We start from the raw sequence: 21,571 nt of genomic DNA on the forward strand, positions 1-21,571 counted from the left end.
GGACCGACCCCGTTCCGGACCCGTCAGGGGACGAGCAGCACCTTGCCGGTGGTGCGGCGGCCCTGCAGGTCGTCGTGTGCGGTGCGGGCGTCCGCCAGGTCGTAGCGGTGCCCGATCCGCACGTCGAGGCGGCCCGCGGCGACGTCGCCGTAGACGGCGGCGGCGCGGGTGCGCAGCTCGTCGGTGGTGGCGATGTAGTCGAACAGCTTCGGGCGGGTCAGGTACAGCGACCCGGCCGCGTTGAGCCGCTGCGGGTCGAACGGTTCGACCGGGCCGGACGCGGCGCCGTAGAGCACGAGCGTGCCGCGGGGGCGCACCGAGGCGAGGCTCGCGTCGAAGGTGCTGCGCCCGACCGAGTCGAACGCGGCGTGTACTCCCGCGCCGCCGGTGAGGTCGCGGACGGCCGCGGCGAGGTCGTCGACGGCGGTGTAGTCGATCACCTCGGCGGCGCCGGCGCCGCGGGCCAGCTCGGCCTTCTCCGGCGTCGACGTCGTCGCGATCACCCGGGCGCCCTTCGCGACGGCCAGCTGGGTGAGCAGCAGCCCGACGCCACCGGCGGCGGCGTGCAGCAGGATCGTCTCCCCGCCGTGCAGCGGGAAGCAGTCGTTGACCAGGAAGTGGGCGGTCATGCCCTGCAGCGCCGCACCGACCGCGACGTCGTCGGCGACGCCCTCGGGCACCGGGACGGCCTTCGCCCAGGGCACGGCGACCTGCTCGGCGTAGCTGCCCAGGGTGTTGGCCCAGGCGATGCGGTCCCCGACCGCGACACCGTCGACGTCCGCGCCCAGCGCGGTGACCCGGCCCGCACCCTCCAGTCCGGCGACGTACGGCGTCTCCATCGGGTAGATGCCCTCGCGCTGGTAGGTGTCGATGAAGTTCACCCCGGCCGCGGCGACCTCCACCAGCACCTCGCCCGGACCCGGGACCGGGGCGTCGGTGTCGACCACCTCCAGCACCTCGGACCCGCCGGGCTCGCTCACCCGTACCGCACGCATGTGTCCTCCTCGTCGCTCGCCGCTGCTGACGGGCCCGATCATGCCCTCACGCGTCGCGGCGGAGCATCCGGGACACGAGCACGACCGCGGCGGCGGCGAACCAGCCCGCCGCGAGCCCGGTGCTCGACACGAGCCCGGCGGTCGGCAGCGGGTCGCGCAGCACGTCGACCCCGGCGGCCCAGCCGTCGGTGAGCAGGAACGGGCGGATCGGCTCCAGGGCGGGGATCGCGCCGAGCACCCCGGACAGGATGATCCCGCCGAGCACCGAGGACAGCACCACCAGCGGGTGCTCGGTGAACGACGACACCGCCAGCGCCACCGCGCCGACCGCGGCGAGCTGACCCAGCGTCCACAGCGCGGCCAGGGCGATCCGGCCGGCCGCTGACGTCAGGTCCAGCACCGAGCCGGACATCGTCAGCAGCGCGCCGCCGTCGCCGACGACCGCGGGGGGCCCGATCAGCGCCCACCCCGCCACCAGCCCGACCACGCAGACCACCACGACCGCGACCGCGGCCACCACCAGCACCCCGAACGCCTTCATCGCGACCAGCCGAAGCCGCCCCACCGGAGCCAGCAGCAGCCCGCGCAGGGTGCCGTGCTGGGCCTCCCCGGCGATCGCGTCCGCCGCCGCGACGGTGACCACCAGCGGCAGCAGCAGCGCCATCAGCAGGGTCAGCGCCGCGACGGGCAGGGTCAGCCCGTTGCCGACGACCTCCGAGAGCAGGCCACGGCGCGGCCCGTCGGCCAGCACGAGCCCGACCGCGATCAGGACCGGCACCGCCCCGAGCAGCGCGACCATCACCCAGGTCCGGGGCCTGCGCAGCACCCAGCGCAGCTCGGCACCGAGCAGCCGACGCCACGACACCGGCCGGGGCGGGGCGCTCACGCGTCGCCCTCGGTGATCCGGGTGAACAGCTCCTCCAGGCCGGTGCGGCGCCGGGCCAGCCCGTGCACCGCCACTCCGGCCCCGACGAGGCCGGCGAACAGCCGCGGCCCGTCGGCGTCGGCGGCCAGGACGACGGCCGCGCCCTCGGCCCGGGCGTCGGCGCCCGCGGCCCCGAGCTCCCGCAGCGCCGCCGCCGGGTCGGTGGTCGCGATCTCCCAGTCGCCGTCGGCGGCGCCGAGCAGCCGGTCCAGCGGTCCCGTCGCGAGCAGCGCGCCCTGCTTGAGCACGGCCACGTGCGTGCACACCGCCTCGACCTCCGACAGCAGGTGCGACGACAGCAGCACCGTCGCCCCGCCCGCCCGCAGCTCGGCGACGATCGTCCGGATCTCCCGTGTCCCTGCCGGGTCGAGGCCGTTGGTGGGTTCGTCGAGCACGACGAGCCGTCGCGGGACGAGCAGCGCCGCGGCCAGCCCGAGGCGCTGCTTCATCCCGAGGGAGTAGCCGCGGAACCGGCGCCCGGCGGCCGCGGCCAGCCCGACCCGCTCCAGTGCCGCCCCCACCGCGGGCCGCACCTCGCCCGGCGCGAGCCGCGGCTCGGTCGCCGCGACCCGGCGCAGGTTCTCCCGCCCGGACAGGAACGGGTGGAACCCCGGCCCCTCGACCAGCGCGCCCACGTCGGGGAGCGTCGTGGCGAGCCCACCCGGTACCGGGAGCCCGAGCAGCTCGACGCTGCCCGAGGTCGGCGTGGTCAGCCCGAGCAGCATCCGGATCAGCGTCGTCTTGCCCGAGCCGTTGGGGCCGAGCATCCCGAACACCGACCCGGCCGGGACGTCGAGGTCCACGCCGTCGACGGCGGTGACCCGCCCGAACACCTTGCGCAGGTCCCGGACGCGGGCGGCCGGGTGCTGCTCGTCCGCGGCCCCGTCCGCCACGTGGCCGGCGGGGGCGGTGCGGGTGGTCGTCACCGGGCCAGGGCCTCGCCGAGGACGTCCGGGCCGACGGCACCGGCGGCGACGCGGCCGTCGCCGGCCAGGATCGCCGAGCCCGCGTTCGTGGTGATCTCGCGGCCGGCGCCCCACGGTCCGGACACCGGGGTGCCGAGCGCGGACAGGTCCGGGCCCTGCTGGTCGCCGGAGCGCTGCGGGACGCGGCCGACGACCACGGTGTCCCAGCCCTCGCCGACGACGGTCGGCGCGGCGGCCCGTGCGGGCGTGCCGCCGGGGCCCCCGGGGCCGGGCTGCTCCAGCGTCCCGGCGGTGCCGTCGCGGACGGTGGCGCCGGGCGGCGGGGTGAAGGTGAACAGGGCCGGGTCCTGCGGGCCGAACGTGACGTCGTCGAACCCGACCCGCAGCACCGGGTCGGTCCCGGCGCCGAGGACGGTCAGCTCCAGCGGGGTCCGGGTCTGCGCGTCGACGGCGGCGCGGACCTCGCGCAGCACGGTGCGCTCACCGGCCTCCGGCGCCAGGACCAGGGTGTAGGCGGGGCGGCCGGCGACCTCGGTGGTGCCGTCGACCCGCAGCACGCTGGTGGCGCTCAGCCGCGCGACGACGGCCCGGGCGACCGCGGCCGGGTCCTTCGCGGCGTCGGCGTCCGGGGCGTGTCCCCGGCTCGGGAACCGGGTCGCGGTGCGGTCGGTGGAGTCGTAGGCCCAGGTCGTGGCGCCGTCGCGGACGTAGGTGCGCTCGCCGTCGTCGCTCGGGACGGCGAGGCGGCCGTCGCCCGTCCCGTCGGACCAGACCCGCGCGGTGGAGGTGCCGTCGGTCAGCCCGTCGGAGGGCAGTCCCGGCACGGCGGGAAGCCCCAGCCGGTTGTCGACGGCGACGGTGCCGGCCAGCGCGACCGGCTCCGCGGCGACGACCGAGGCGACGAGCTGCTCCGGGGTGACGGGCGGCAGCTCGGGGGCGGCGGAGGCCCGCGTGGTGAGCAGGCCCGCCGACAGCGACACGGTGAGGGCGACGGCGAGGGCGGCTGCGAGGGCCACGGCGATCCCGCCGCGTCGCAACCGGGATGCGGAGGTCATGACCCCAGAGTGCCCGAGTATCACCCGATCGTGCAGCGGCCGGTCGGACCGACTCAGACCGACACGGCGGCGGGCTCGGGCGCGGCGGTGTCCGCGGGGTCGCCGGTCGGGGTGGCGCGGGGGTCGACGGGGGCCGGGCGGGTCGCGGTGCCGGCCCACACCCAGGCGGCCGCGGCGGCGGTCAACCCGGCGCCGAGCACGTGCAGCGAGACCAGCAGCTCCGGGACCCCGAGGGCGTACTGGACACCGCCGAGCGCGCCCTGGGCGAGGACGACCACGACGAGCACCCGGAACCGGCGCAGCAGCGCCGGTGGGGCGGACACCGCGTGCAGCAGGAACCCGAGCCCGACCAGGGTGCCGAGGTAGAGGAACAGCGTGTCGACGTGCAGCTGCGCGAGCGCCGGGATCGGCACGTCCAGGCGCGGGGTCTCCGGGTCCCCGCCGTGCGGACCGGCCGCGGTGACCAGTGTCCCCGCGACGAGCAGGACGGCCAGCACGGCGGTGGAGAACAGCACCAGACCGCGTCCGCCGGCGGGGACCGTGCGGGTCACCGGGCCGTCGGCCTCGCCTGCGGCGCCGACGAGCAGCACCGCGAACCAGACCAGCACCATCGAGGCCAGGAAGTGCAGCATCACCGTCCACCAGGCCAGCCCGAGCAGCACGGTGATCCCGCCGATGGCGGCCTGCGCGACGACGCCGAGCGGCATCGCCAGCGCCAGCCCGGTGAGGCGGCGCCGCCGCGGCCGGGTGGCCAGGGCGCCGAGCAGCGCGGCGCCCGCGGTGAGGACGACGAGGACGCCCAGCAGTCGATTGCCGAACTCGATCCACATGTGCAGCGGCGCGATCTCGGCGTGGTCGACCGGGATCATGCTGCCCGGCTCGCACTGCGGCCAGGTCGAGCAGCCGAGGCCGGAGCCGGTGACCCGGACGACCGAGCCGGTCACCCCGATCCCGATCTGGGCGATCAGGTTCGCGATCGCCAGCCGGCGCATCAGCACCGGGGGGGTGGAGGGCACGCGCGACAGCAGCACACTACGCATCGTAGAAGACGGGGCTCAGGTCCAGCGCACCAGCCGCGACGCCGCCACCCCGGCGACGACCGCCCAGCCGGTCAGCACCAGCAGCGGCCCGGCCGCGGGGAACTCGCCCGCGCCGAGGGCCGAGCGCAGCGCCTCGGCCAGCGCGCCCGAGGGCAGCCACGGCGCGAGCGCCGCCAGCGGCCCCGGCAGGTCCGCGACCGGCACGACGATCCCACCGGCCAGGAGCAGCGCGAACCACACCAGGTTGGCGACGGCGAGCACGATCTCCGCGCGCAGCGTCCCGCCCAGCAGGATGCCCAGCGCCCCGAACGCGGCCGCGCCCAGCAGCACCGCCAGCGCGGCGCCGTCGAGCCGGGCACCGGCCGGGGACCACCCCAGCAGCGCCGCCAGCACGCCGAGCAGCACCACCTGGATCACGACGACGGCGGCGACCGCGGCCAGCCGCCCGCACACCAGCAGCCAGCGGGGCAGCGCCGTCGCGGCCAGCCTGCGCAGCGCCCCGTAGCGGCGGTCGAAGCCGAGCGCGATGGCCTGGCTGGTGAACGCCGAGCTCATCACGGCCAGCGCCAGCATGGAGGCGAACAGCCACGCCACCCGCGGCTCCGGGGCGGGCACCGCCGGGACGAGCGTGAGCCCGGCGAGCAGCGCCGCCGGGATGAGCAGGGTCAGCAGCACCTGCTCGGCGTTGCGCAGCGCGAGCCGGGTCTCCAGGCCGCCCTGGGCCCGCAGCATGGTCAGCGCGTTGCCGCGGCCGGGGGCGGGGGTGAACAGGCCCTCGGGGAAGGGGGTCGTCACGAGCGCAGCTCCCGTCCGGTGAGGTCGAGGAAGACGTCCTCCAGGCTGCGGCGCACGACCTGGACGTCGTCGGCGAGCACGCCCTGGTCGGCACACCACGAGGTGATGGCGGCGAGCGCGCCCGGGTCGATCCGGCCGCGGACCCGGTAGCGGCCGGGGGAGGTCTCGCAGCTGGCGTAGCCGGCGGGCAGCCGGGCGTCGAGACCGGCGACGTCCATGCCGGGCCGGGCCCGGAACCGCAGCTCGGTCTGGTCGCCGGCGGTGAGCTGGGCGGGCGAGCCGTGCGCGACGACCCGGCCGTGGTCGATGATGACGACGTCGTCGGCGAGCTGCTCGGCCTCGTCCATCAGATGGGTGGTGAGCAGCACCCCGACGCCGTCGCGGCGCAGCGCCCGGACCAGGTCCCACACCAGGTGGCGGGCCTGCGGGTCCAGACCGGCGGTCGGCTCGTCGAGGAACACCAGCTCGGGGCGCCCGACGACGGCGCAGGCCAGCGCCAGGCGCTGCTGCTCCCCACCGGACAGCCGCTTGTACGGGGTGCCCGCCCGCGGGCGCAGGCCGAGCACGTCGATGAGCATGTCGACGTCGAGCGGGTGCGCGGCGCAGTCGGCGACCAGGTGCAGCATCTCCCCGGTCCGCACGGCCGGGTAGGCGCCGCCGCCCTGCGGCATGACGCCCACCCGGGGGCGGACGGCCTCGTCGGCCGGGTCGTGACCGAGGACCCGCACCCGTCCGGCCGAGGGCGCCCGGAACCCGGTGCACACCTCGACGGTCGAGGACTTGCCGGCGCCGTTCGGGCCGAGCAGGGCGAGCACCTCGCCGCGGGCGAGGTCGAGGTCGATGCCGTCGACGGCGGTCGTGGGTCCGTAGCGCACGACGAGGTCGCGGATCTCCAGGGCGGCGCTCACCGGGCGGGCTCCGGGTCCGACGGCGCGCGGGTCCCGGCGGTGGCGTCGCCCGGGGTGCCGGTGCCGTCGGTGCCGTCGTCCGGGCGGGCCGGGTCACCGGCGTCACCGGGGGAGCGGATCAGCCGGGCGACCACGTACAGCGCGAGGGTGTACATGGCGGCGCCCGCGGTGATGGCCAGCGGCAGCTGGAACCCACGGAAGAAGAAGTCGGCGCCGGTGGGCGGCACGGCCAGCGCGAGCACGACCGACAGCAGCAGCAGGCCGCGGCGGTAGAACGGCATCGCCCGGGTCACGACCAGCGGCAGCAGCGCCCAGAACAGGTACCAGGGGTGCACGACCGGGCCGAGCAGCACGACGGCGCCGAGCCCGAGGCCGGTGCCGGTGACCGGGTCGACCGTCCCGCGCAGGCAGCCGAGCAACAGCACGACCACGATCACCGCGATCGGCAGCACGAACAGGCTGCGCATCAGGCCCATCGTGGTCTCGGTGTGGTCGCCGAGCCCGGCGAGCCGGCCGACCTGCCCGGCGAGCAGCCCCAGGTTGGTGCTGATCGACATGGGCGAGATGAGCACGCTGGGCGCGGACAGCCCGCGCACCCAGTTGAACCCCAGCCCGGTGGCCAGGCTGAAGAAGGTGAGCACGGCCGCGGCGATCGCGGACAGCCAGGCCGTCATCACGGCCCAGTCGAGGAGCCTGCCGCCGCGCCTGCGGACCAGGTACACGCCGACGAAGCCGAGCGCGAGCAGCGCCGGGAGCTTCACCGAGGCCGCGGCGACGATCAGCGCGGCACCGCCGGTGATCCGCCACCACGGCCGGACGGTGTCGTCGCGCCCGAGCATCACCCAGAGCCCGAGCAGCAGCAGCGGCAGCATGATCGACTCGTTGTGGATCCCGCTGACCATGTGGAACAGCACCAGCGGGTTCGCCGCGCCGAGCCACAGGACCAGGCCGGCGTCGAGGTCGAACCGGGAGGCCAGCCGGGGCAGCACCCACACCATCAGGGCGACGCCGAGCAGCGCGAGCAGCCGGTGCTCGAGGATGCCGAGCACCACGTTCTCCCCGGACAGCGCGGTGATCCCGCGGCCGAGGCCGAGGAACAGCGGGCCGTAGGGCGCCGGGGTGTCGCGCCAGACCGTGGGGATCCCGCGGACCAGCGGGTCGTCGATGCCGAGCGCCTGCGCCGGGCCGATCGAGTACGGGTCGATCCCGCGGGCGAGCGTCGCGCTCTGGGCGAGGTAGCTGTAGATGTCCTTGGAGAACATCGGCGGCGCCAGCGCCAGCGGCACCCCCCACAGGATCGCGGTGCGGCCGAGCTCGCGGCGCTCGGGCGCGGGGTGGTGCGCTCCGCGGGTGGTGAGCATCCGGGCGATCCACAGCCAGGCCGTGACGACCATGAGCAGGCCCGCGTAGGTGACGGCGATCGCGAGGGTGACGTTGCGCGAGGGCAGCCCGATCACGCGCAGCCCGTTGAGCGGGTTCGGCACCGGGAACGCCCCGGAGCCCAGCGCGCTGATCCCCATCAGCAGGGCGCCGGTCAAGCCGAGGATCCGCGCGATCCGGGCCTGCTCACGCAGGCCGCGCCGGGCCCGGTGGCCGGTCGACGGCGGTGTGGCGGGGGGATCGGACGGCGCCGCACGCGTCGGGGGGTCGTCGCGCCCGGGCGGGGCGACCTCGGGCGTCACCATGGGAGAAGAGGTTAGTGGTGCGGTGACGGGGGGGCCGGTACCGGCCCTCACCTGCGGGTGGAGTGAGCCCGGTCACCACGGCGGGGGGTCTGTTTTGCCGTGCCGGGACATATACGCAACACTGGTGTTGTGAAAACGGACCGGACAGCGCCGCGGCGCCTCGACGACCCTGCCTGCGGGCACGGCGTCGGCGGCGACGCCGTGGTGCCCGCCGGGTCCGGGACGGGTACCCGCGCACTCGTGGCGCGGGTGCTCATGGAGCAGGGTCCGGTCACGGCCGCCGTCGTGGCGGCCGAGCTGGAGCTCACCGAGGCCGCCGTGCGCCGGCACCTCGACGCGTTGATCGCCGACGGCGAGGCGGAGGTCCGGGCCCCGGCCCGGTCCGCCCGTCCGCGCGGCCGGGGCCGTCCGGCCCGGGAGTACCTGCTCACCGACACGGGCCGGGTCCGGTTCGGGCACGGGTACGACGACCTGGCCACCCAGGCACTGCGCTTCCTCGCCGAGACGGCGGGGGAGGAGGCGGTCGACGCCTTCGCCCGGCACCGGGTGCGCGAGCTGCTCGGGTCCGACCTCGATGCGGTGACCGCCCCGGCGGAGCCCGCAGAACGCGTCGAAGCGCTGGCCCGGGTGCTCAGCGCCCGCGGCTACGCTGCGCAGGCCCGCCACGGCGGCTTCGGGGTGCAGCTGTGCCAGCACCACTGCCCGGTGGCCCACGTGGCCACCGAGTTCCCGGAGCTCTGCGAGGCCGAGACGCGTGCCTTCGCCGAGCTCCTGGGTACGCACGTGCAGCGGCTGGCCACCATCGCCCGCGGCGACGCCGCGTGCACCACACACGTCCCGCTCGAGGATCCCGAACTCCTCGCGCGGGCGAGAGGTAAGAAGCAAGGCCGTTCCGTCACCGTGAGTGGGAGACCCACTGCGCAGGTGCGGCAGGTGCAAGAAGAAGGGGGCTCCGCCGACGGCGGGACCCTCTCCCACCACGGTCCCCGAAAGGGAGGCAGTCCTTATGACGACCACTCCTGATGTGCGCACCGAGCTCACGCAGGAGGAGACGATCGCGGCGCTCGGCCGGTACGACTTCGGCTGGGCCGACTCCGACGAGGCGGGCTCCATCGCGAAGCGTGGCCTGTCCTCCGAGGTCGTCGCCGACATCTCCCGCCTGAAGAGCGAGCCCGAGTGGATGCTGGAGTTCCGGCAGAAGGCGCTCGACATCTTCGGCAAGAAGCCGATGCCGCGCTGGGGCTCCGACCTGTCCGGGATCGACTTCGACAACATCAAGTACTTCGTGCGCTCCTCGGAGAAGCAGGCCGCCACCTGGGACGACCTGCCCGAGGACATCAAGAACACCTACGACAAGCTGGGGATCCCGGAGGCCGAGAAGGCCCGCCTGGTCTCCGGTGTCGCGGCGCAGTACGAGTCCGAGGTCGTCTACCACTCGATCCGCGAGGACCTCGAGCAGCAGGGCGTCATCTTCCTGGACACCGACACCGCGCTGAAGGAGCACCCGGAGCTGTTCCGGGAGTACTTCGGCTCGGTCATCCCGTCCGGTGACAACAAGTTCTCCGCCCTGAACTCCGCGGTCTGGTCCGGTGGCTCGTTCATCTACGTGCCGCCGGGCGTGCACGTGGACATCCCGCTGCAGGCCTACTTCCGGATCAACACCGAGAACATGGGCCAGTTCGAGCGGACGCTGATCATCGTCGACGAGGGTGCCTACGTGCACTACGTCGAGGGCTGCACCGCGCCGATCTACAAGACCGACTCCCTGCACTCGGCCGTCGTCGAGATCGTGGTCAAGAAGGGCGGCCGCTGCCGCTACACCACGATCCAGAACTGGTCGAACAACGTCTACAACCTGGTCACCAAGCGCGCCAAGGCCGAGGAGGGCGCGACCATGGAGTGGGTCGACGGCAACCTCGGCTCCAAGGTGACCATGAAGTACCCGGCCGTGTGGCTGATGGGCGAGCACGCCAAGGGCGAGGTCCTCTCGATCGCGTTCGCGGGCGAGGGCCAGCACCAGGACGCCGGCGCCAAGATGGTCCACCTCGCGCCCAACACCTCCTCGACGATCGTGTCGAAGTCGGTGGCGCGCGGCGGCGGGCGCACGTCCTACCGCGGCCTGATCCAGGTCAACCCGCGGGCGCGCAACTCCCGCTCGACGGTGAAGTGCGACGCGCTGCTGGTCGACACGATCTCGCGCTCGGACACCTACCCCTACGTCGACATCCGCAACGACGACGTGTCGATGGGGCACGAGGCCACCGTCTCCAAGGTCTCCGACGACCAGCTCTTCTACCTGATGAGCCGCGGTCTGACCGAGGACGAGGCCATGGCCATGGTCGTGCGCGGGTTCGTCGAGCCCATCGCGCGCGAGCTGCCGATGGAGTACGCGCTGGAGCTGAACCGGCTGATCGAGCTGCAGATGGAGGGTTCCGTCGGATGACGACGAGTGACGTTGCCGGCCTCGCGCCCGAGCTGAAGGGCGCCAAGGAGGGGCAGGGCGAGGTCCCGATCGCCTCGGCCGGCGAGCGCTTCCAGTCCTTCGACGTGGAGGCGTTCGAGGTCCCCGGTGGCCGCGAGGAGAACTGGCGGTTCACCCCGCTGCGCCGGCTCAAGGGCCTGCACGACGGCAGTGCCGCGTTCGAGGGCACCGCGCCGGTCTCGGTCACCGAGGCCGCCGGGGTGACCGTCGAGAAGGTCGGCCGCGACGACGCCCGGATCGGCGAGGGCGGTGTCCCGTTCGACCGGGTCGCCGCCGCGGCCTGGTCCGGGTTCGGCGAGGCCACCCTGGTCACCCTGGACGGGGAGAAGCTCGATCCGGTGACCGTCACCGTGGACGGCCCCGGCGAGGGCGTCACGGCGGCCGGCCACCTGCACATCCGCACCACCCCGCACACACAGGCGACGGTCGTCGTCGTGCACCGGGGGTCGGGCGTGCTGGCCGACAACACCGAGGTCGTCCTGGGCGACGGCTCGCAGCTCACGCTGGTCGTGACCGAGGAGTGGGCCGACGACGCCGTGCACGTGGGCGCCGAGCACTACTCGATCGGGCGCGACGCCACCCTGCGGGCCACCACGGTCCAGCTGGGCGGCGACCTGGTCCGGGTCTCCTCGACCGTGCGCTACGCCGGCCCCGGCGGCGACGCCGAGCTCATCGGGCTCGGCTTCACCGACGCCGGCCAGCACCTCGAGCAGCGGCTGCTGGTGGACCACGCGGTGCCGAACTGCAAGTCCAACGTGCTCTACAAGAACGCGCTGCAGAGCCTGACGAAGGACTCCTCGCACGTGGTGTGGATCGGCGACGTGCTGATCCGGGCCGCCGCCGAGAACACCGAGACCTTCGAGTTCAACCGGAACCTGGTGCTCACCGAGCACTGCCGCGCCGACTCCGTGCCCAACCTGGAGATCGAGACCGGCGAGATCGTGAGCGCGGGCCACGCCAGCGCCACCGGCCGGTTCGACGACGAGCAGCTGTTCTACCTGCGCAGCCGCGGCATCCCCGAGGACCAGGCGCGTCGCCTCGTCGTCCGCGGGTTCTTCGGCGAGGTCCTGAACAAGATCACGCTGCCGGAGCTCAAGGAGCGCCTCGAGGCGGCCGTCGAGGCCGAGCTCGCGCTCACCGGCGTCTGAGCGCAGCTCGGCACCGATTCCGCACACTTCCCGAATACGGAGCGACCACCACCGATGTCCACTCTGGAGATCAAGGACCTGCACGCCTCGGTCGAGACCGAGGACGGCCCCAAGGAGATCCTGCGCGGTGTGAACCTCACCGTCCGCGCGGGCGAGACGCACGCGATCATGGGGCCGAACGGCTCCGGCAAGTCCACGCTGGCCTACGCCATCGCCGGGCACCCGAAGTACACCGTCACCGGTGGCGAGGTGCTGCTGGACGGCGAGAACGTCCTGGAGATGTCGGTCGACGAGCGGGCGCGGGCCGGGCTGTTCCTGGCCATGCAGTACCCGGTCGAGGTCCCGGGCGTGTCGATGGCGAACTTCCTGCGCTCGGCGGCCACGGCCACCCGCGGCGAGGCGCCGAAGCTGCGGACCTGGGTCAAGGAGGTCAAGGAGGCCATGGCCGGCCTCGACATCTCCCCGGAGTTCGCCGACCGCTCGGTCAACGAGGGCTTCTCCGGCGGTGAGAAGAAGCGCCACGAGGTGCTCCAGCTCGAGCTGCTGAACCCGAAGTTCGCCGTGCTCGACGAGACCGACTCCGGCCTCGACGTCGACGCCCTGCGCGTCGTGTCCGAGGGCGTGAACCGGTACCGGTCGGGCGGCGAGACCGGCGTCCTGCTGATCACGCACTACACGCGGATCCTGAACCACATCAAGCCGGACCGCGTGCACGTGTTCTCCGGCGGCCGCGTCGTCGAGTCCGGCGGCCCCGAGCTGGCCGACGAGCTGGAGAAGAACGGCTACGTCCGGTTCACCCAGGCCGACAAGGCGGCGGCGGGCCAGAAGGCACTGGCCTGACCATGACCCTCACCCACGGAACCGGGACCACGGCCGGCCACAGCGCCGATGCTCGTTCCGCCGGCGCTGCTCTCGGTGCCGACGCCGTGGCCCGGATCCGGGCGGACTTCCCGATCCTCGCGCGCACCGTGCGCGAGGAGAAGCCGCTGGTCTACCTCGACTCCGGTGCGACCTCCCAGCGGCCGCGCCAGGTGCTCGACGCCGAGCGCACGTTCCTGGAGCGGCACAACGCGGCCGTCCACCGGGGCGCGCACCAGCTCGCCGAGGAGGCCACCGACGCCTACGAGTCCGCCCGGGCACGCATCGCGGCGTTCGTCGGTGCGAACGACGACGAGGTCGTGTTCGTCAAGAACGCGACCGAGGGCATCAACCTGGTCGCCTACGGCCTGGGCAACGCCTCGGTCCGGACCGGGCTCGACGCCGCCTCCGAACGGTTCGCGCTCGGCCCCGGTGACGAGGTCGTCGTCACCGAGCTGGAGCACCACGCGAACCTCATCCCGTGGCAGGAGCTGTGCCGGCGGACCGGCGCGACCCTGCGCTGGTACTCCGTCACCGACGACGGCCGGATCGACCTCGACTCGCTCGAGCTCACCGACCGGACGCGGGTCGTGGCCTTCACCCACCAGTCGAACGTCACCGGCGCCGTCGCGCCGGTCGCGCAGCTGGTGGAGCGGGCCGCCGCGGTCGGCGCGCTGACCGTGCTCGACGCCTGCCAGTCGGTGCCGCACATGCCGGTCGACCTGCACCGGCTCGAGGTGGACTTCGCGGTCTTCTCCGGGCACAAGATGCTCGGGCCCTCCGGGGTCGGCGTCCTCTACGGCCGCCGGGAACTCCTCGAGGCGCTCCCGCCGTTCCTCACCGGTGGCTCGATGATCGAGACGGTCCGGATGGAGGGCGCGACCTGGGCGCCGCCGCCGCAGAAGTTCGAGGCCGGGGTGCCGATGACGTCGCAGGCCGTCGGCCTCGGCGCCGCGGTCGACTACCTCGGGGCGATCGGGATGGACACCGTCGCCGCGCACGAGGCGTCGCTGACCGCGGCCGCGCTCGAGCAGTTGTCCGCGATCGACGGGCTGCGCATCGTCGGGCCGCCCGGGGCGGAGCTGCGTGGGGGAGCGGTGTCGTTCGTCGTGGACGGCATCCACGCCCACGACCTGTCCCAGGTGCTCGACGACGCCGGTGTCGCCATCCGCGTGGGTCACCACTGCGCGTGGCCGCTGCACCGGCGCTTCGGCATCGTGGCCAGCGCCCGGGCGTCGTTCGCGGTGTACAACACCCTGGACGAGGTCACCGCGCTGGCCGACGGGGTGCGCGCCGCCCAGACGTTCTTCGGGACGGTGTGACGTGCAGCTGCAGCAGATGTACCAGGAGATCATCCTGGACCACTACCGCGACCCGCACGGCGCCGGTCTGCGCGAGCCCTACGACGCCGAGACCCACCACGTGAACCCCACCTGCGGGGACGAGGTCACGCTGCGGGTCAAGGTCGACGGGGACGTGGTCACCGACGTGTCCTACGAGACGCTGGGCTGCTCGATCAGCCAGGCGTCGGTGTCGGTACTGCACGACCTCGTCGCCGGGAAGCCGGTCGGCGAGGCGTGGAAGATCATGGCGTCGTTCCAGGAGATGGCCCAGGGACGCGGCAGGGTCGAGCCCGACGAGGACGTCATCGGCGACGGCGTGGCCTTCGCCGGCGTCGCCAAGTACCCGGCACGGGTCAAATGTGCTCTCCTGGGCTGGATGGCATTCAAGGACGCGGTGAGCCGCACCGACGCCCGCATCGAGAACTCCGAGGGGAGTCCGGCATGAGCGAGACCACCGAACAGAGCACCTCCGAGGACGTGGTGCGCGGCGCGGCGGGCATGCCCGAGCCGCCCGCCCGGGCCGACGCCGGTGACGGCGCGACCCTCGAGGCCCTGGAGGAGGCGATGAAGGACGTCGTCGACCCCGAGCTGGGCATCAACGTCGTCGACCTCGGCCTCGTCTACGGCATCGACCGGGACGGCGGGACCGCCGTCATCGACATGACGCTGACCTCGGCGGCCTGCCCGCTGACCGACGTGATCGAGGAGCAGACCCGCTCCGCGCTCACCGCCGGACCCGACGGCGGCCTCGTCGACGACGTCCGGATCAACTGGGTCTGGATGCCGCCGTGGGGGCCCGAGAAGATCACCGAGGACGGCCGCGAGCAGCTGCGGGCCCTCGGCTTCCGGGTCTGACGACCCCGCACCGACCCCGACGGGCCGGATCCCCACCAGGGGGTCCGGCCCGTCGTCGTCTCACGGGAAGTAGACCTCCCGCAGCCGGTCCTCCAGCCCCGCGACGGCGCCGGTGTCGACACCGAGGTGCTCCTCCAGCGCGTCCCGGACCCGCGCGGGGGAGGTGAGCTCGTGCCGCGCCACGTCGCCGTCGGCGGTGCGCACGGTGAGCCGGGTCCCGTCGAGGGTGGTCCGGTGCTCCGGGGTGGTGCGCGCGGCGACGAGCCCGGTCCGGAAGTGCGACGCCGGGTGGTGGGTCAGATACCAGGAGCCCATCGCGAAATCGACGTCCGGGGCGGGGACCAGGTCGAAGACGTACTGGTCGGCCCAGTCACCGCTGCCGCGCCGCTGCAGGACCCAGGCGCCGTGGTCGTCGCGGGCGTAGCGGTAGGTCGCCTGCGGGGTCGGCTGCTCCAGCCCGGCGACGAGCCGCAGCGCGATGGTCGGCACCGTCGAGCCGAACCCGGCGTCGACGGTGAAGCGGCCCTCCGTGGTGTCGACGAGGGTGAGCCGGTGGGTGCGCGACGTCGGCGGGTCCGCCGGGGCCAGCCCGAGGCGGACCCGGCCGACGAGCGGGGTGACCTGGTACCCCACCGCGGCCAGCACGTCGTGCAGCAGGCGGTTGTGCTCGAAGCACCAGCCGCCGCGCCGGCCGTGCACCAGCTTCGCCGCGACGCCGTCGGAGGTGGTCGGCGGCTCGACGCCGGTGAACGGGTCGAGGTTCTCGAACGGGATGGTCGCGTTGTGCGCGGTCACGACCCGGTCGAGCAGCGCCCGGTCCGGTGTCGCCCGGTCGACCCCGAGGAGGTCGAGGTACGCGGCGGCCGAGGTGGTCACCGTGCTCGTCATGGTGCCCGAGGCTGTCACCTCGACCCGGGTTCAGGTCAAGGATCAGCGTTCGCGGGCGCCGCGCAGCGCCCACGCCCGCAGGTGGGAGTAGCCGCGGGTGTGCAGTGTCGCGATCCGCCGCAGGTCGAAGCGCGGGTCGTCGCGCAGCGACTCGAACATCTCCTTGTCGACCAGCACCGTGTCCGGGCGGGCCTCGGAGGTGAGCCGGGCCGCGACGTTGACGACCTCGCCGTAGACGTCGCCGTAGCGGGCCAGCACCATGCCGTGGGCGAGGCCGATCCGCAGCTGCGGCAGCGCCGGCTCGGTCCGGACCCGGTCGCGCAGGCCGAGCGCGATGGCCGCGGCGTCGGCGGGGTGCTCGGTGACGTAGAGGACCTCGTCGCCGACGGTCTTGATCACCCGGCCCCGGCCGTTCGCGATGACCTCGGTCGTCACCGAGCCGAACCGCTCGATCATCTCGCCGAGCTCGTCCATCGAACGTCGGCGGGTGGTGCGGGTGAAGCCGACCATGTCGGCGAACCCGACCGACAGCGGCCAGGTGTCGGCCGCGATGTGCGCGGCGTCCAACCGCTGCGCCCCCGCGACCCAGCGCGACGCCGTCGCCGCGAGGTGGCGCCGCCACACGTAGGACTGCAGCGACTCCAGCTCGGGCAGCACGTCGGCGGCGAGCCGGGCCGCGTCGCGCGGGGTCAGCTCGCCGATGTGGGCGGCGGCGACCTGGGCGAGCATGCCGATCTGCCACTCGGCGAGCCGCGACAGCGACTGCGCGACCGCGCGGGCGACCGCCTCGCGGGCGTTCTTGTCGGGCAGCCAGTCCCGGGTCAGGCGGGCGACGGTGCTGGCCGCCTCCAGGTCGGCGCGGGTGTAGACCCGGTCCTCCGGATCGGAGTCCGCGAACCCCAGCGCCCGCCAGAGCCGCCCCGACTCCTCCGGGTCGAGCCCCGCGGCCTCCACCAGCTCGTCGCGGGTGAACTCACGGGGCGCGCCCAGGATGAACTCGTCCAGCGCCCCGTCGTCTATCTCGCTCCAGTCGATCGAGGCGGGATCGGGCATCGGACGGGGCCGTCCGGGTTCGGACGTCACGCGATCACGTGGTGTGCACGACGAGCACGTCCACGCCGGCACGGCGGGTCGCGTCGGCGGGCACCGAGCCGAGCAGCCGCCCGGAGAAGGTGTTCAGACCGCGGTTGCCGATCACGAGCAGGTCGGCGCTGTGCTCCTTGACCGCCTTGCGCAGGACGTCGACCGGCGCGCCGTCCTCGGCGAAGGTCGAGACGTCCTTCGCGCCGGCGGCGGCGGCCCGGTCGGAGGCCTCGCGCAGCGCCTCCTCGGCGGGGGTCCAGCCGGTGACGAGGAAGGCCTCGTCCTTCAGCGCGTCCTCCGCGGCCGAGGTGTCCTCGCGGCTGGCCGGGGTGTAGGCGGAGACGATGACCAGCTTCGCGCCGCTGTCCGCGGCCACCCCGGCCGCGCGCTCGACGGCCGCGAACGACGTCGACGAGCCGTCGGTGCCGACGACGATGGTCTTGTATGCGGACACAGGTGCCTCCCGGGGAACGGTCGCGCGTCGCCGGTCCGGCGGCCGGCGTCACCGCGTGCGACGACGTTACTACGTGGTATCCGATCAACTTGTCCCGAGTCCCTCCCGTCATCGCCCTTTCGAGTGAAATGCGGCGGCCGATCGCAGCATGTGCGCTCGTACGGGTGGCGGAGCGGCCCGGAACACACCGGCCATCCCGGCGAGGGTGCCGGTCAGGTCGTCGCGGCCGGTGAGGAACGCGCGGCCGCTGCGGCCGGCGAAGAACGCGTCGAAGAAGTCCGGCACCAGCCGCGGCGGCATCTCCAGCACGGTGCGCAGCCCGTGGCGGCGCAGGCGGTGCACCGCGCGGGCCGAGCGGGGCCAGAGCAGCCGGCGGGCCGCCGTCGTCGCGGCGGCGGGGTCGTGCGGCAGGTGCCGGGCCAGCTCGGCGGCCAGCCGCGGGGCCAGCCCGAGCGCGGGGGCGACGCTGAACCCGGTCGCGGGGTGCACCAGCGGCGTCGCCGCCCCGAACCCGACGGGGTGCCGTGGGCCGCGCGGGGTGTCGACCGGGAAGCGGACGCGCTCGACGGGGGCGGCGTCGGGCACGGCGACGCCCGCCCCGGCGAGCCGGGCCGCGAGCCGGTCGCGCAGCTCGGGCAGCCCCAGCCCCGGCCGTCGCGCCAGGGAGGTCTCCTCCAGCAGGACGGTGCCGTCGCCATAGGGGACGGCGTAGAGGAACGTCGGCCACTCCGTCCACCCCGGGCGGTGCGGGCCGGGGGAGCGCCAGTCCATGAAGACGGCCTCGCCGGGCCCCACCACCGGCGCGGCCACCCGCTCGTCGACGACGACGCCCCACGCGGTCTGCTCGGTCCCGCCCGCCGGGCCGGGGCGCAGCCGCGACGGGGCCCCGGTGGCGTCGACGACCAGGGCCGCGTCGACGACCCGCGCCGCGTCGTCCCGCGGGGCCCCGCCGTCACCGGGGCCGCCGCTCCCGCCCCGGCCGCCCGGAGGGTGCAGCCGCACCCGGTACCGGTGGCCGTCGGGCCGGACGTCGTCGGCGGCGGCGCGCCCGGGCAGCACCGTGACCCCGGCGAGCCGCGCGTCGAGGTGGGCGCGCAGCCCGGCGGTGTCGAGCACCGCGTACGGGCCCAGCGCGCGGGTGCCACCACCGGGCAGCACGGCCACCGCCTCCGGCCGGGTCGCGATCATCGCCGCAGGCAGGTGCGGGGGCAGCTCCTCGGGCCACGCGCAGTAGGTCGCCGTCCACGCCCGCTCCGGGGCGGGGTCGGCGAGCGTGGTGCGCAGCCCGGTCTCCGCGCACGCCGCCGCGAGCGCCCGCCCGGCCGGACCACCGCCGAGGACCAGCACGTCGGCCACCGTCGTGCCGGGGGCACCCGACCGGCTCGACGACGCCGTCCCGCTCCTCGTCCCCGTCATCGCGGGCCCGGCCGGTGCCGGCCGGCGGACAGGCTGCCGCCGTCGATCCGCAGGGTGGCCCCGGTGACCCAGGACGCGGCGTCGGAGACGAGGAACGCCACCGCCTCGGCGACGTCCGCGGGCTCGCCGAGGCGCCCCAGCGGATAGCCCGCGACGACGGACGCCTCGTCGTGGGCGTAGAGCGCCTCGGCGAACCTCGTCCGCACCACGGCGGGGGCGACGGCGTTGACCCGGACGCCGGGGCCGAGCTGGCCGGCCAGCTCCTCGGTCAGGGTGAGCAGTGCCGCCTTCGACGCCCCGTAGGCCCCGATGACGCCGGTGGGCCGCAGCGCCGCGACCGAGGCGACGTTGACGACGGCGCCGCCGTGCGCACCCATCCACACCCGGTGCGCCTGCTGGACGAACCCGAGGGCGGCGACCACGTTGACGTCGAGGATCCTGCGGACGGCGTCGAGGTCGGCCTCGACCAGCGGCCCGTGCTGGGGGTTGATCCCGGCGTTGTTGACCAGCACGTCCAGCGAGCCGAACGCGGTCACCGTCGCCTCCGCCGCGGCGGCCCGGTGCGCCGCGTCCCCGACGTTGCCGGCGACGGCGAGCACCCGGCCGGGGCCGACCCCCGTGCCTGCCGCGAGCTCCGCCGCCGCCGCGTCGAGCTCCGGGGCGCGCCGGCCGGTGATCGTCACCGACGCGCCGCGCGCCAGCAGCGCGGCGGCGACGCCGTACCCGATGCCCCGCGAGGCGCCGGTGACCAGTGCCGCCCGACCGGCCAGGGAGGTGAGATCGGTCATGGGGCCCGACCCTACGTGGGGATTCCGGTGGACCCGGCCGGTAGTGTGGACGCGTGATCCTGATCGAGTAGACCGGCGTACCCGGGCACCGCCGTGCCCGCATCCCGGTCCTCTCAGCGTCACTCCCCGTCCTCCGTCTGGAGCTCTTCCACGTGATCACCACGACCGACCTCGAACTGCGCGCCGGGTCCCGCATCCTGCTCTCCGGTGCCACCCTGCGGGTGCAGCCCGGCGACCGGATCGGTCTGGTCGGGCGCAACGGCGCCGGCAAGACCACCTCGATGCGGGTGCTGGCCGGCGAGGGCGAGCCGTACTCCGGGCAGCGGAGCGCGAACTCCCCGGTCGGCTACCTGCCGCAGGACCCGCGCGAGGGCGACCTGTCGGTCACGGCGAAGGACCGGGTGCTCTCGGCGCGCGGCCTGGACGTGCTGCTGGCGAAGATGGAGAAGGCGCAGACGGCGATGGCCGAGCTGGCCGACCCGGCCGCGAACGACAAGGCGGTCCGCGAGTACGGACGGCTCGAGGAACGGTTCTCCGCCCTCGGCGGCTACGCCGCGGAGTCCGAGGCCGCGCGGATCTGCACGCACCTGGGGCTGCCCGAGCGGGTGCTGGCCCAGCCGATGCGCACGCTCTCGGGCGGTCAGCGCCGGCGCGTGGAGCTGGCCCGGATCCTGTTCGCCGCCTCCGACGGCGGGTCGCAGTCGGCGACCACGCTGCTGCTCGACGAGCCCACCAACCACCTCGACGCCGACTCGATCACCTGGCTGCGCGGGTTCCTGCAGCAGCACGAGGGCGGTCTGGTCGTCATCAGTCACGACACCGACCTGCTGGCCGCGGTCGTGAACAAGGTCTGGTTCCTCGACGCGACCCGCGGCGAGGCGGACCAGTACAACATGGACTGGAAGCGGTACCTGGAGGCGCGCTCCACCGACGAGAAGCGTCGTCGCCGCGAGCGGGCCAACGCCGAGAAGAAGGCGTCCGCGCTGCACGTCCAGGCCGCCAAGATGGGCGCGAAGGCCACCAAGGCCGTCGCCGCCAAGAACATGGCCCGCCGGGCCGACGCCCTGCTCGCCGGACTCGACGACGAGCGTCAGGCCGACCGCGTCGCGCACATCCGGTTCCCGACCCCGGCGCCCTGCGGGCGCACCCCGCTCACCGCGGAGAACCTGTCCAAGGCCTACGGGTCGCTGGAGGTGTTCACCGGGGTGGACCTCGCGGTGGACCGCGGGTCGAAGGTCGTGGTGCTGGGCTTCAACGGCGCCGGCAAGACGACGCTGCTGCGGATCCTGGCCGGCACCGAGGAGTCCGACTCCGGCGGGGTCGTGCCCGGCCACGGGCTGCGACGGGGCTACTTCGCCCAGGAGCACGACACGCTCGACATGGACGCCTCGGTCTGGGACAACATCCGCCACGCCAGCCCGGACGCCGCCGAGCAGCAGCTGCGGACCCTGCTCGGGTCGTTCATGTTCTCGGGGGAGCAGCTCCAGCAGCCCGCCGGGACGCTGTCCGGCGGTGAGCGGACCCGGCTCGCCCTGGCCGGTCTGGTGTCCTCGGCGGCGAACGTGCTGCTGCTCGACGAGCCGACGAACAACCTGGACCCGGCCAGCCGCGAGCAGGTGCTCGACGCGCTGCGCCGCTTCGAGGGTGCCGTCGTGCTCGTCACCCACGACCCGGGTGCGGTCGAGGCGCTGGAGCCGGACCGGGTGATCGTCCTGCCCGACGGCACCGAGGACCACTGGTCGGCCGACTACCTGGAACTCGTCCAGCTCGCGTGACCGGTCACCGCACGCAGCGGTGATCACCCGACCGGACCACCACGATCGTCGAACGTGTCCGGGCCGTACCGCGTGCGGCTCCCGGAATCGTGCACGGTCCGTTCCGACGGGGTAATCCACTGCGCTGCCCGACGGATGACGATTCCGAAAGG

21 protein-coding genes are annotated in these 21,571 nt (G+C 74.4%); 8 read left to right on the forward strand and 13 right to left on the reverse strand.

The annotated features are described in order from the left end of the window. Positions 1 to 23 precede the first annotated feature (23 nt). From ATL51_RS03465 to mptB, 8 genes are read right to left on the reverse strand one after another with little or no spacing between them, the layout of a single operon-like run. The gene (locus tag ATL51_RS03465; protein WP_100877643.1) at positions 24 to 995 is read right to left on the reverse strand and encodes a quinone oxidoreductase family protein; all 972 of its coding nucleotides are present in this window, start codon (positions 993 to 995) and stop codon (positions 24 to 26) included. A gap of 46 nt (positions 996 to 1,041) precedes the next feature. Next, a complete protein-coding gene (locus tag ATL51_RS03470; protein ID WP_100877644.1) occupies positions 1,042 to 1,881 on the reverse strand; it encodes an ABC transporter permease in 840 nt (279 codons plus the stop codon). After that, entirely contained in the window at positions 1,878 to 2,813 is a 936-nt protein-coding gene (locus ATL51_RS03475; protein ID WP_301549228.1) for an ABC transporter ATP-binding protein, read from the reverse strand. Before ATL51_RS03475 ends, ATL51_RS03470 begins: the two co-directional genes overlap by 4 nt. A 29-nt stretch (positions 2,814 to 2,842) precedes the next feature. Continuing rightward, entirely contained in the window at positions 2,843 to 3,901 is a 1,059-nt protein-coding gene (locus tag ATL51_RS03480; protein ID WP_100877646.1) for a LolA family protein, read from the reverse strand. A gap of 53 nt (positions 3,902 to 3,954) precedes the next feature. After that, positions 3,955 to 4,941, reverse strand: coding sequence for a COX15/CtaA family protein (locus tag ATL51_RS03485; RefSeq protein ID WP_392567355.1), 987 nt, complete (start codon positions 4,939 to 4,941; stop codon positions 3,955 to 3,957). A gap of 15 nt (positions 4,942 to 4,956) precedes the next feature. Next, entirely contained in the window at positions 4,957 to 5,736 is a 780-nt protein-coding gene (locus ATL51_RS03490) for an ABC transporter permease (RefSeq protein WP_073574729.1), read from the reverse strand. Continuing rightward, entirely contained in the window at positions 5,733 to 6,644 is a 912-nt protein-coding gene (locus ATL51_RS03495; protein ID WP_100877647.1) for an ABC transporter ATP-binding protein, read from the reverse strand. Before ATL51_RS03495 ends, ATL51_RS03490 begins: the two co-directional genes overlap by 4 nt. Then, positions 6,641 to 8,329 (reverse strand): polyprenol phosphomannose-dependent alpha 1,6 mannosyltransferase MptB, encoded by a 1,689-nt coding sequence (gene mptB / locus ATL51_RS03500; RefSeq protein WP_167409955.1) that lies wholly within the window; start codon positions 8,327 to 8,329, stop codon positions 6,641 to 6,643. The genes ATL51_RS03495 and mptB overlap by 4 nt, the downstream gene beginning before the upstream one ends. Positions 8,330 to 8,530: 201 nt before the next feature. On the opposite strand from mptB, the gene ATL51_RS03505 reads away from it, so the two are divergent. From ATL51_RS03505 to ATL51_RS03535, 7 genes are read left to right on the forward strand one after another with little or no spacing between them, the layout of a single operon-like run. Next, entirely contained in the window at positions 8,531 to 9,352 is an 822-nt protein-coding gene (locus ATL51_RS03505; RefSeq protein ID WP_253067935.1) for a helix-turn-helix transcriptional regulator, read from the forward strand. Beyond that, complete coding sequence (gene sufB, locus ATL51_RS03510; RefSeq protein WP_062395386.1) at positions 9,336 to 10,772, forward strand: Fe-S cluster assembly protein SufB; 1,437 nt, start codon at positions 9,336 to 9,338, stop codon at positions 10,770 to 10,772. The genes ATL51_RS03505 and sufB overlap by 17 nt, the downstream gene beginning before the upstream one ends. Next, a complete protein-coding gene (gene sufD, locus ATL51_RS03515) occupies positions 10,769 to 11,959 on the forward strand; it encodes a Fe-S cluster assembly protein SufD (RefSeq protein ID WP_073574731.1) in 1,191 nt (396 codons plus the stop codon). The genes sufB and sufD overlap by 4 nt, the downstream gene beginning before the upstream one ends. A gap of 54 nt (positions 11,960 to 12,013) precedes the next feature. Next, complete coding sequence (sufC, locus tag ATL51_RS03520; RefSeq protein ID WP_073574732.1) at positions 12,014 to 12,799, forward strand: Fe-S cluster assembly ATPase SufC; 786 nt, start codon at positions 12,014 to 12,016, stop codon at positions 12,797 to 12,799. 2 nt (positions 12,800 to 12,801) lie between these two features. Then, the gene (locus ATL51_RS03525; RefSeq protein WP_301548870.1) at positions 12,802 to 14,139 is read left to right on the forward strand and encodes a cysteine desulfurase; all 1,338 of its coding nucleotides are present in this window, start codon (positions 12,802 to 12,804) and stop codon (positions 14,137 to 14,139) included. 1 nt (position 14,140) lies between these two features. Continuing rightward, positions 14,141 to 14,605 carry a Fe-S cluster assembly sulfur transfer protein SufU gene (gene sufU, locus ATL51_RS03530; RefSeq protein ID WP_062395379.1) on the forward strand — a complete coding sequence of 155 codons (465 nt, stop codon included), beginning with the start codon at positions 14,141 to 14,143 and terminating at the stop codon, positions 14,603 to 14,605. Further along, on the forward strand, positions 14,602 to 15,015 hold the full coding sequence (locus ATL51_RS03535) for a metal-sulfur cluster assembly factor (RefSeq protein ID WP_020624271.1): 414 nt from the start codon (positions 14,602 to 14,604) through the stop codon (positions 15,013 to 15,015). The genes sufU and ATL51_RS03535 overlap by 4 nt, the downstream gene beginning before the upstream one ends. Before the next feature lie 60 nt (positions 15,016 to 15,075). Here ATL51_RS03535 and ATL51_RS03540 read toward each other — a convergent pair whose 3' ends face one another. The 5 genes from ATL51_RS03540 to ATL51_RS03560 form a co-directional block, all read right to left on the reverse strand. Beyond that, positions 15,076 to 15,903, reverse strand: coding sequence for an arylamine N-acetyltransferase family protein (locus ATL51_RS03540; RefSeq protein ID WP_100877648.1), 828 nt, complete (start codon positions 15,901 to 15,903; stop codon positions 15,076 to 15,078). Between the two features lie 42 nt (positions 15,904 to 15,945). Further along, positions 15,946 to 16,956, reverse strand: a complete 1,011-nt coding sequence (locus ATL51_RS03545; protein ID WP_100877649.1) for an adenylate/guanylate cyclase domain-containing protein — start codon at positions 16,954 to 16,956, stop codon at positions 15,946 to 15,948. Positions 16,957 to 16,990: 34 nt separating this feature from the next. Next, positions 16,991 to 17,440 carry a universal stress protein gene (locus ATL51_RS03550; RefSeq protein WP_062395375.1) on the reverse strand — a complete coding sequence of 150 codons (450 nt, stop codon included), beginning with the start codon at positions 17,438 to 17,440 and terminating at the stop codon, positions 16,991 to 16,993. 108 nt (positions 17,441 to 17,548) lie between these two features. Continuing rightward, positions 17,549 to 18,787, reverse strand: coding sequence for a lycopene cyclase family protein (locus ATL51_RS03555; RefSeq protein WP_322789649.1), 1,239 nt, complete (start codon positions 18,785 to 18,787; stop codon positions 17,549 to 17,551). 65 nt (positions 18,788 to 18,852) lie between these two features. Next, complete coding sequence (locus ATL51_RS03560; protein ID WP_100877651.1) at positions 18,853 to 19,644, reverse strand: SDR family oxidoreductase; 792 nt, start codon at positions 19,642 to 19,644, stop codon at positions 18,853 to 18,855. 152 nt (positions 19,645 to 19,796) lie between these two features. Here ATL51_RS03560 and ATL51_RS03565 point away from each other — a divergent pair, with 152 nt between their 5' ends. Next, positions 19,797 to 21,419 (forward strand): ABC-F family ATP-binding cassette domain-containing protein, encoded by a 1,623-nt coding sequence (locus ATL51_RS03565; protein ID WP_062395368.1) that lies wholly within the window; start codon positions 19,797 to 19,799, stop codon positions 21,417 to 21,419. The last annotated feature ends 152 nt before the right edge of the window (positions 21,420 to 21,571 follow it).

This window comes from Pseudonocardia alni (assembly GCF_002813375.1).
Classification (GTDB): Bacteria; Actinomycetota; Actinomycetes; order Mycobacteriales; family Pseudonocardiaceae; genus Pseudonocardia; species Pseudonocardia alni.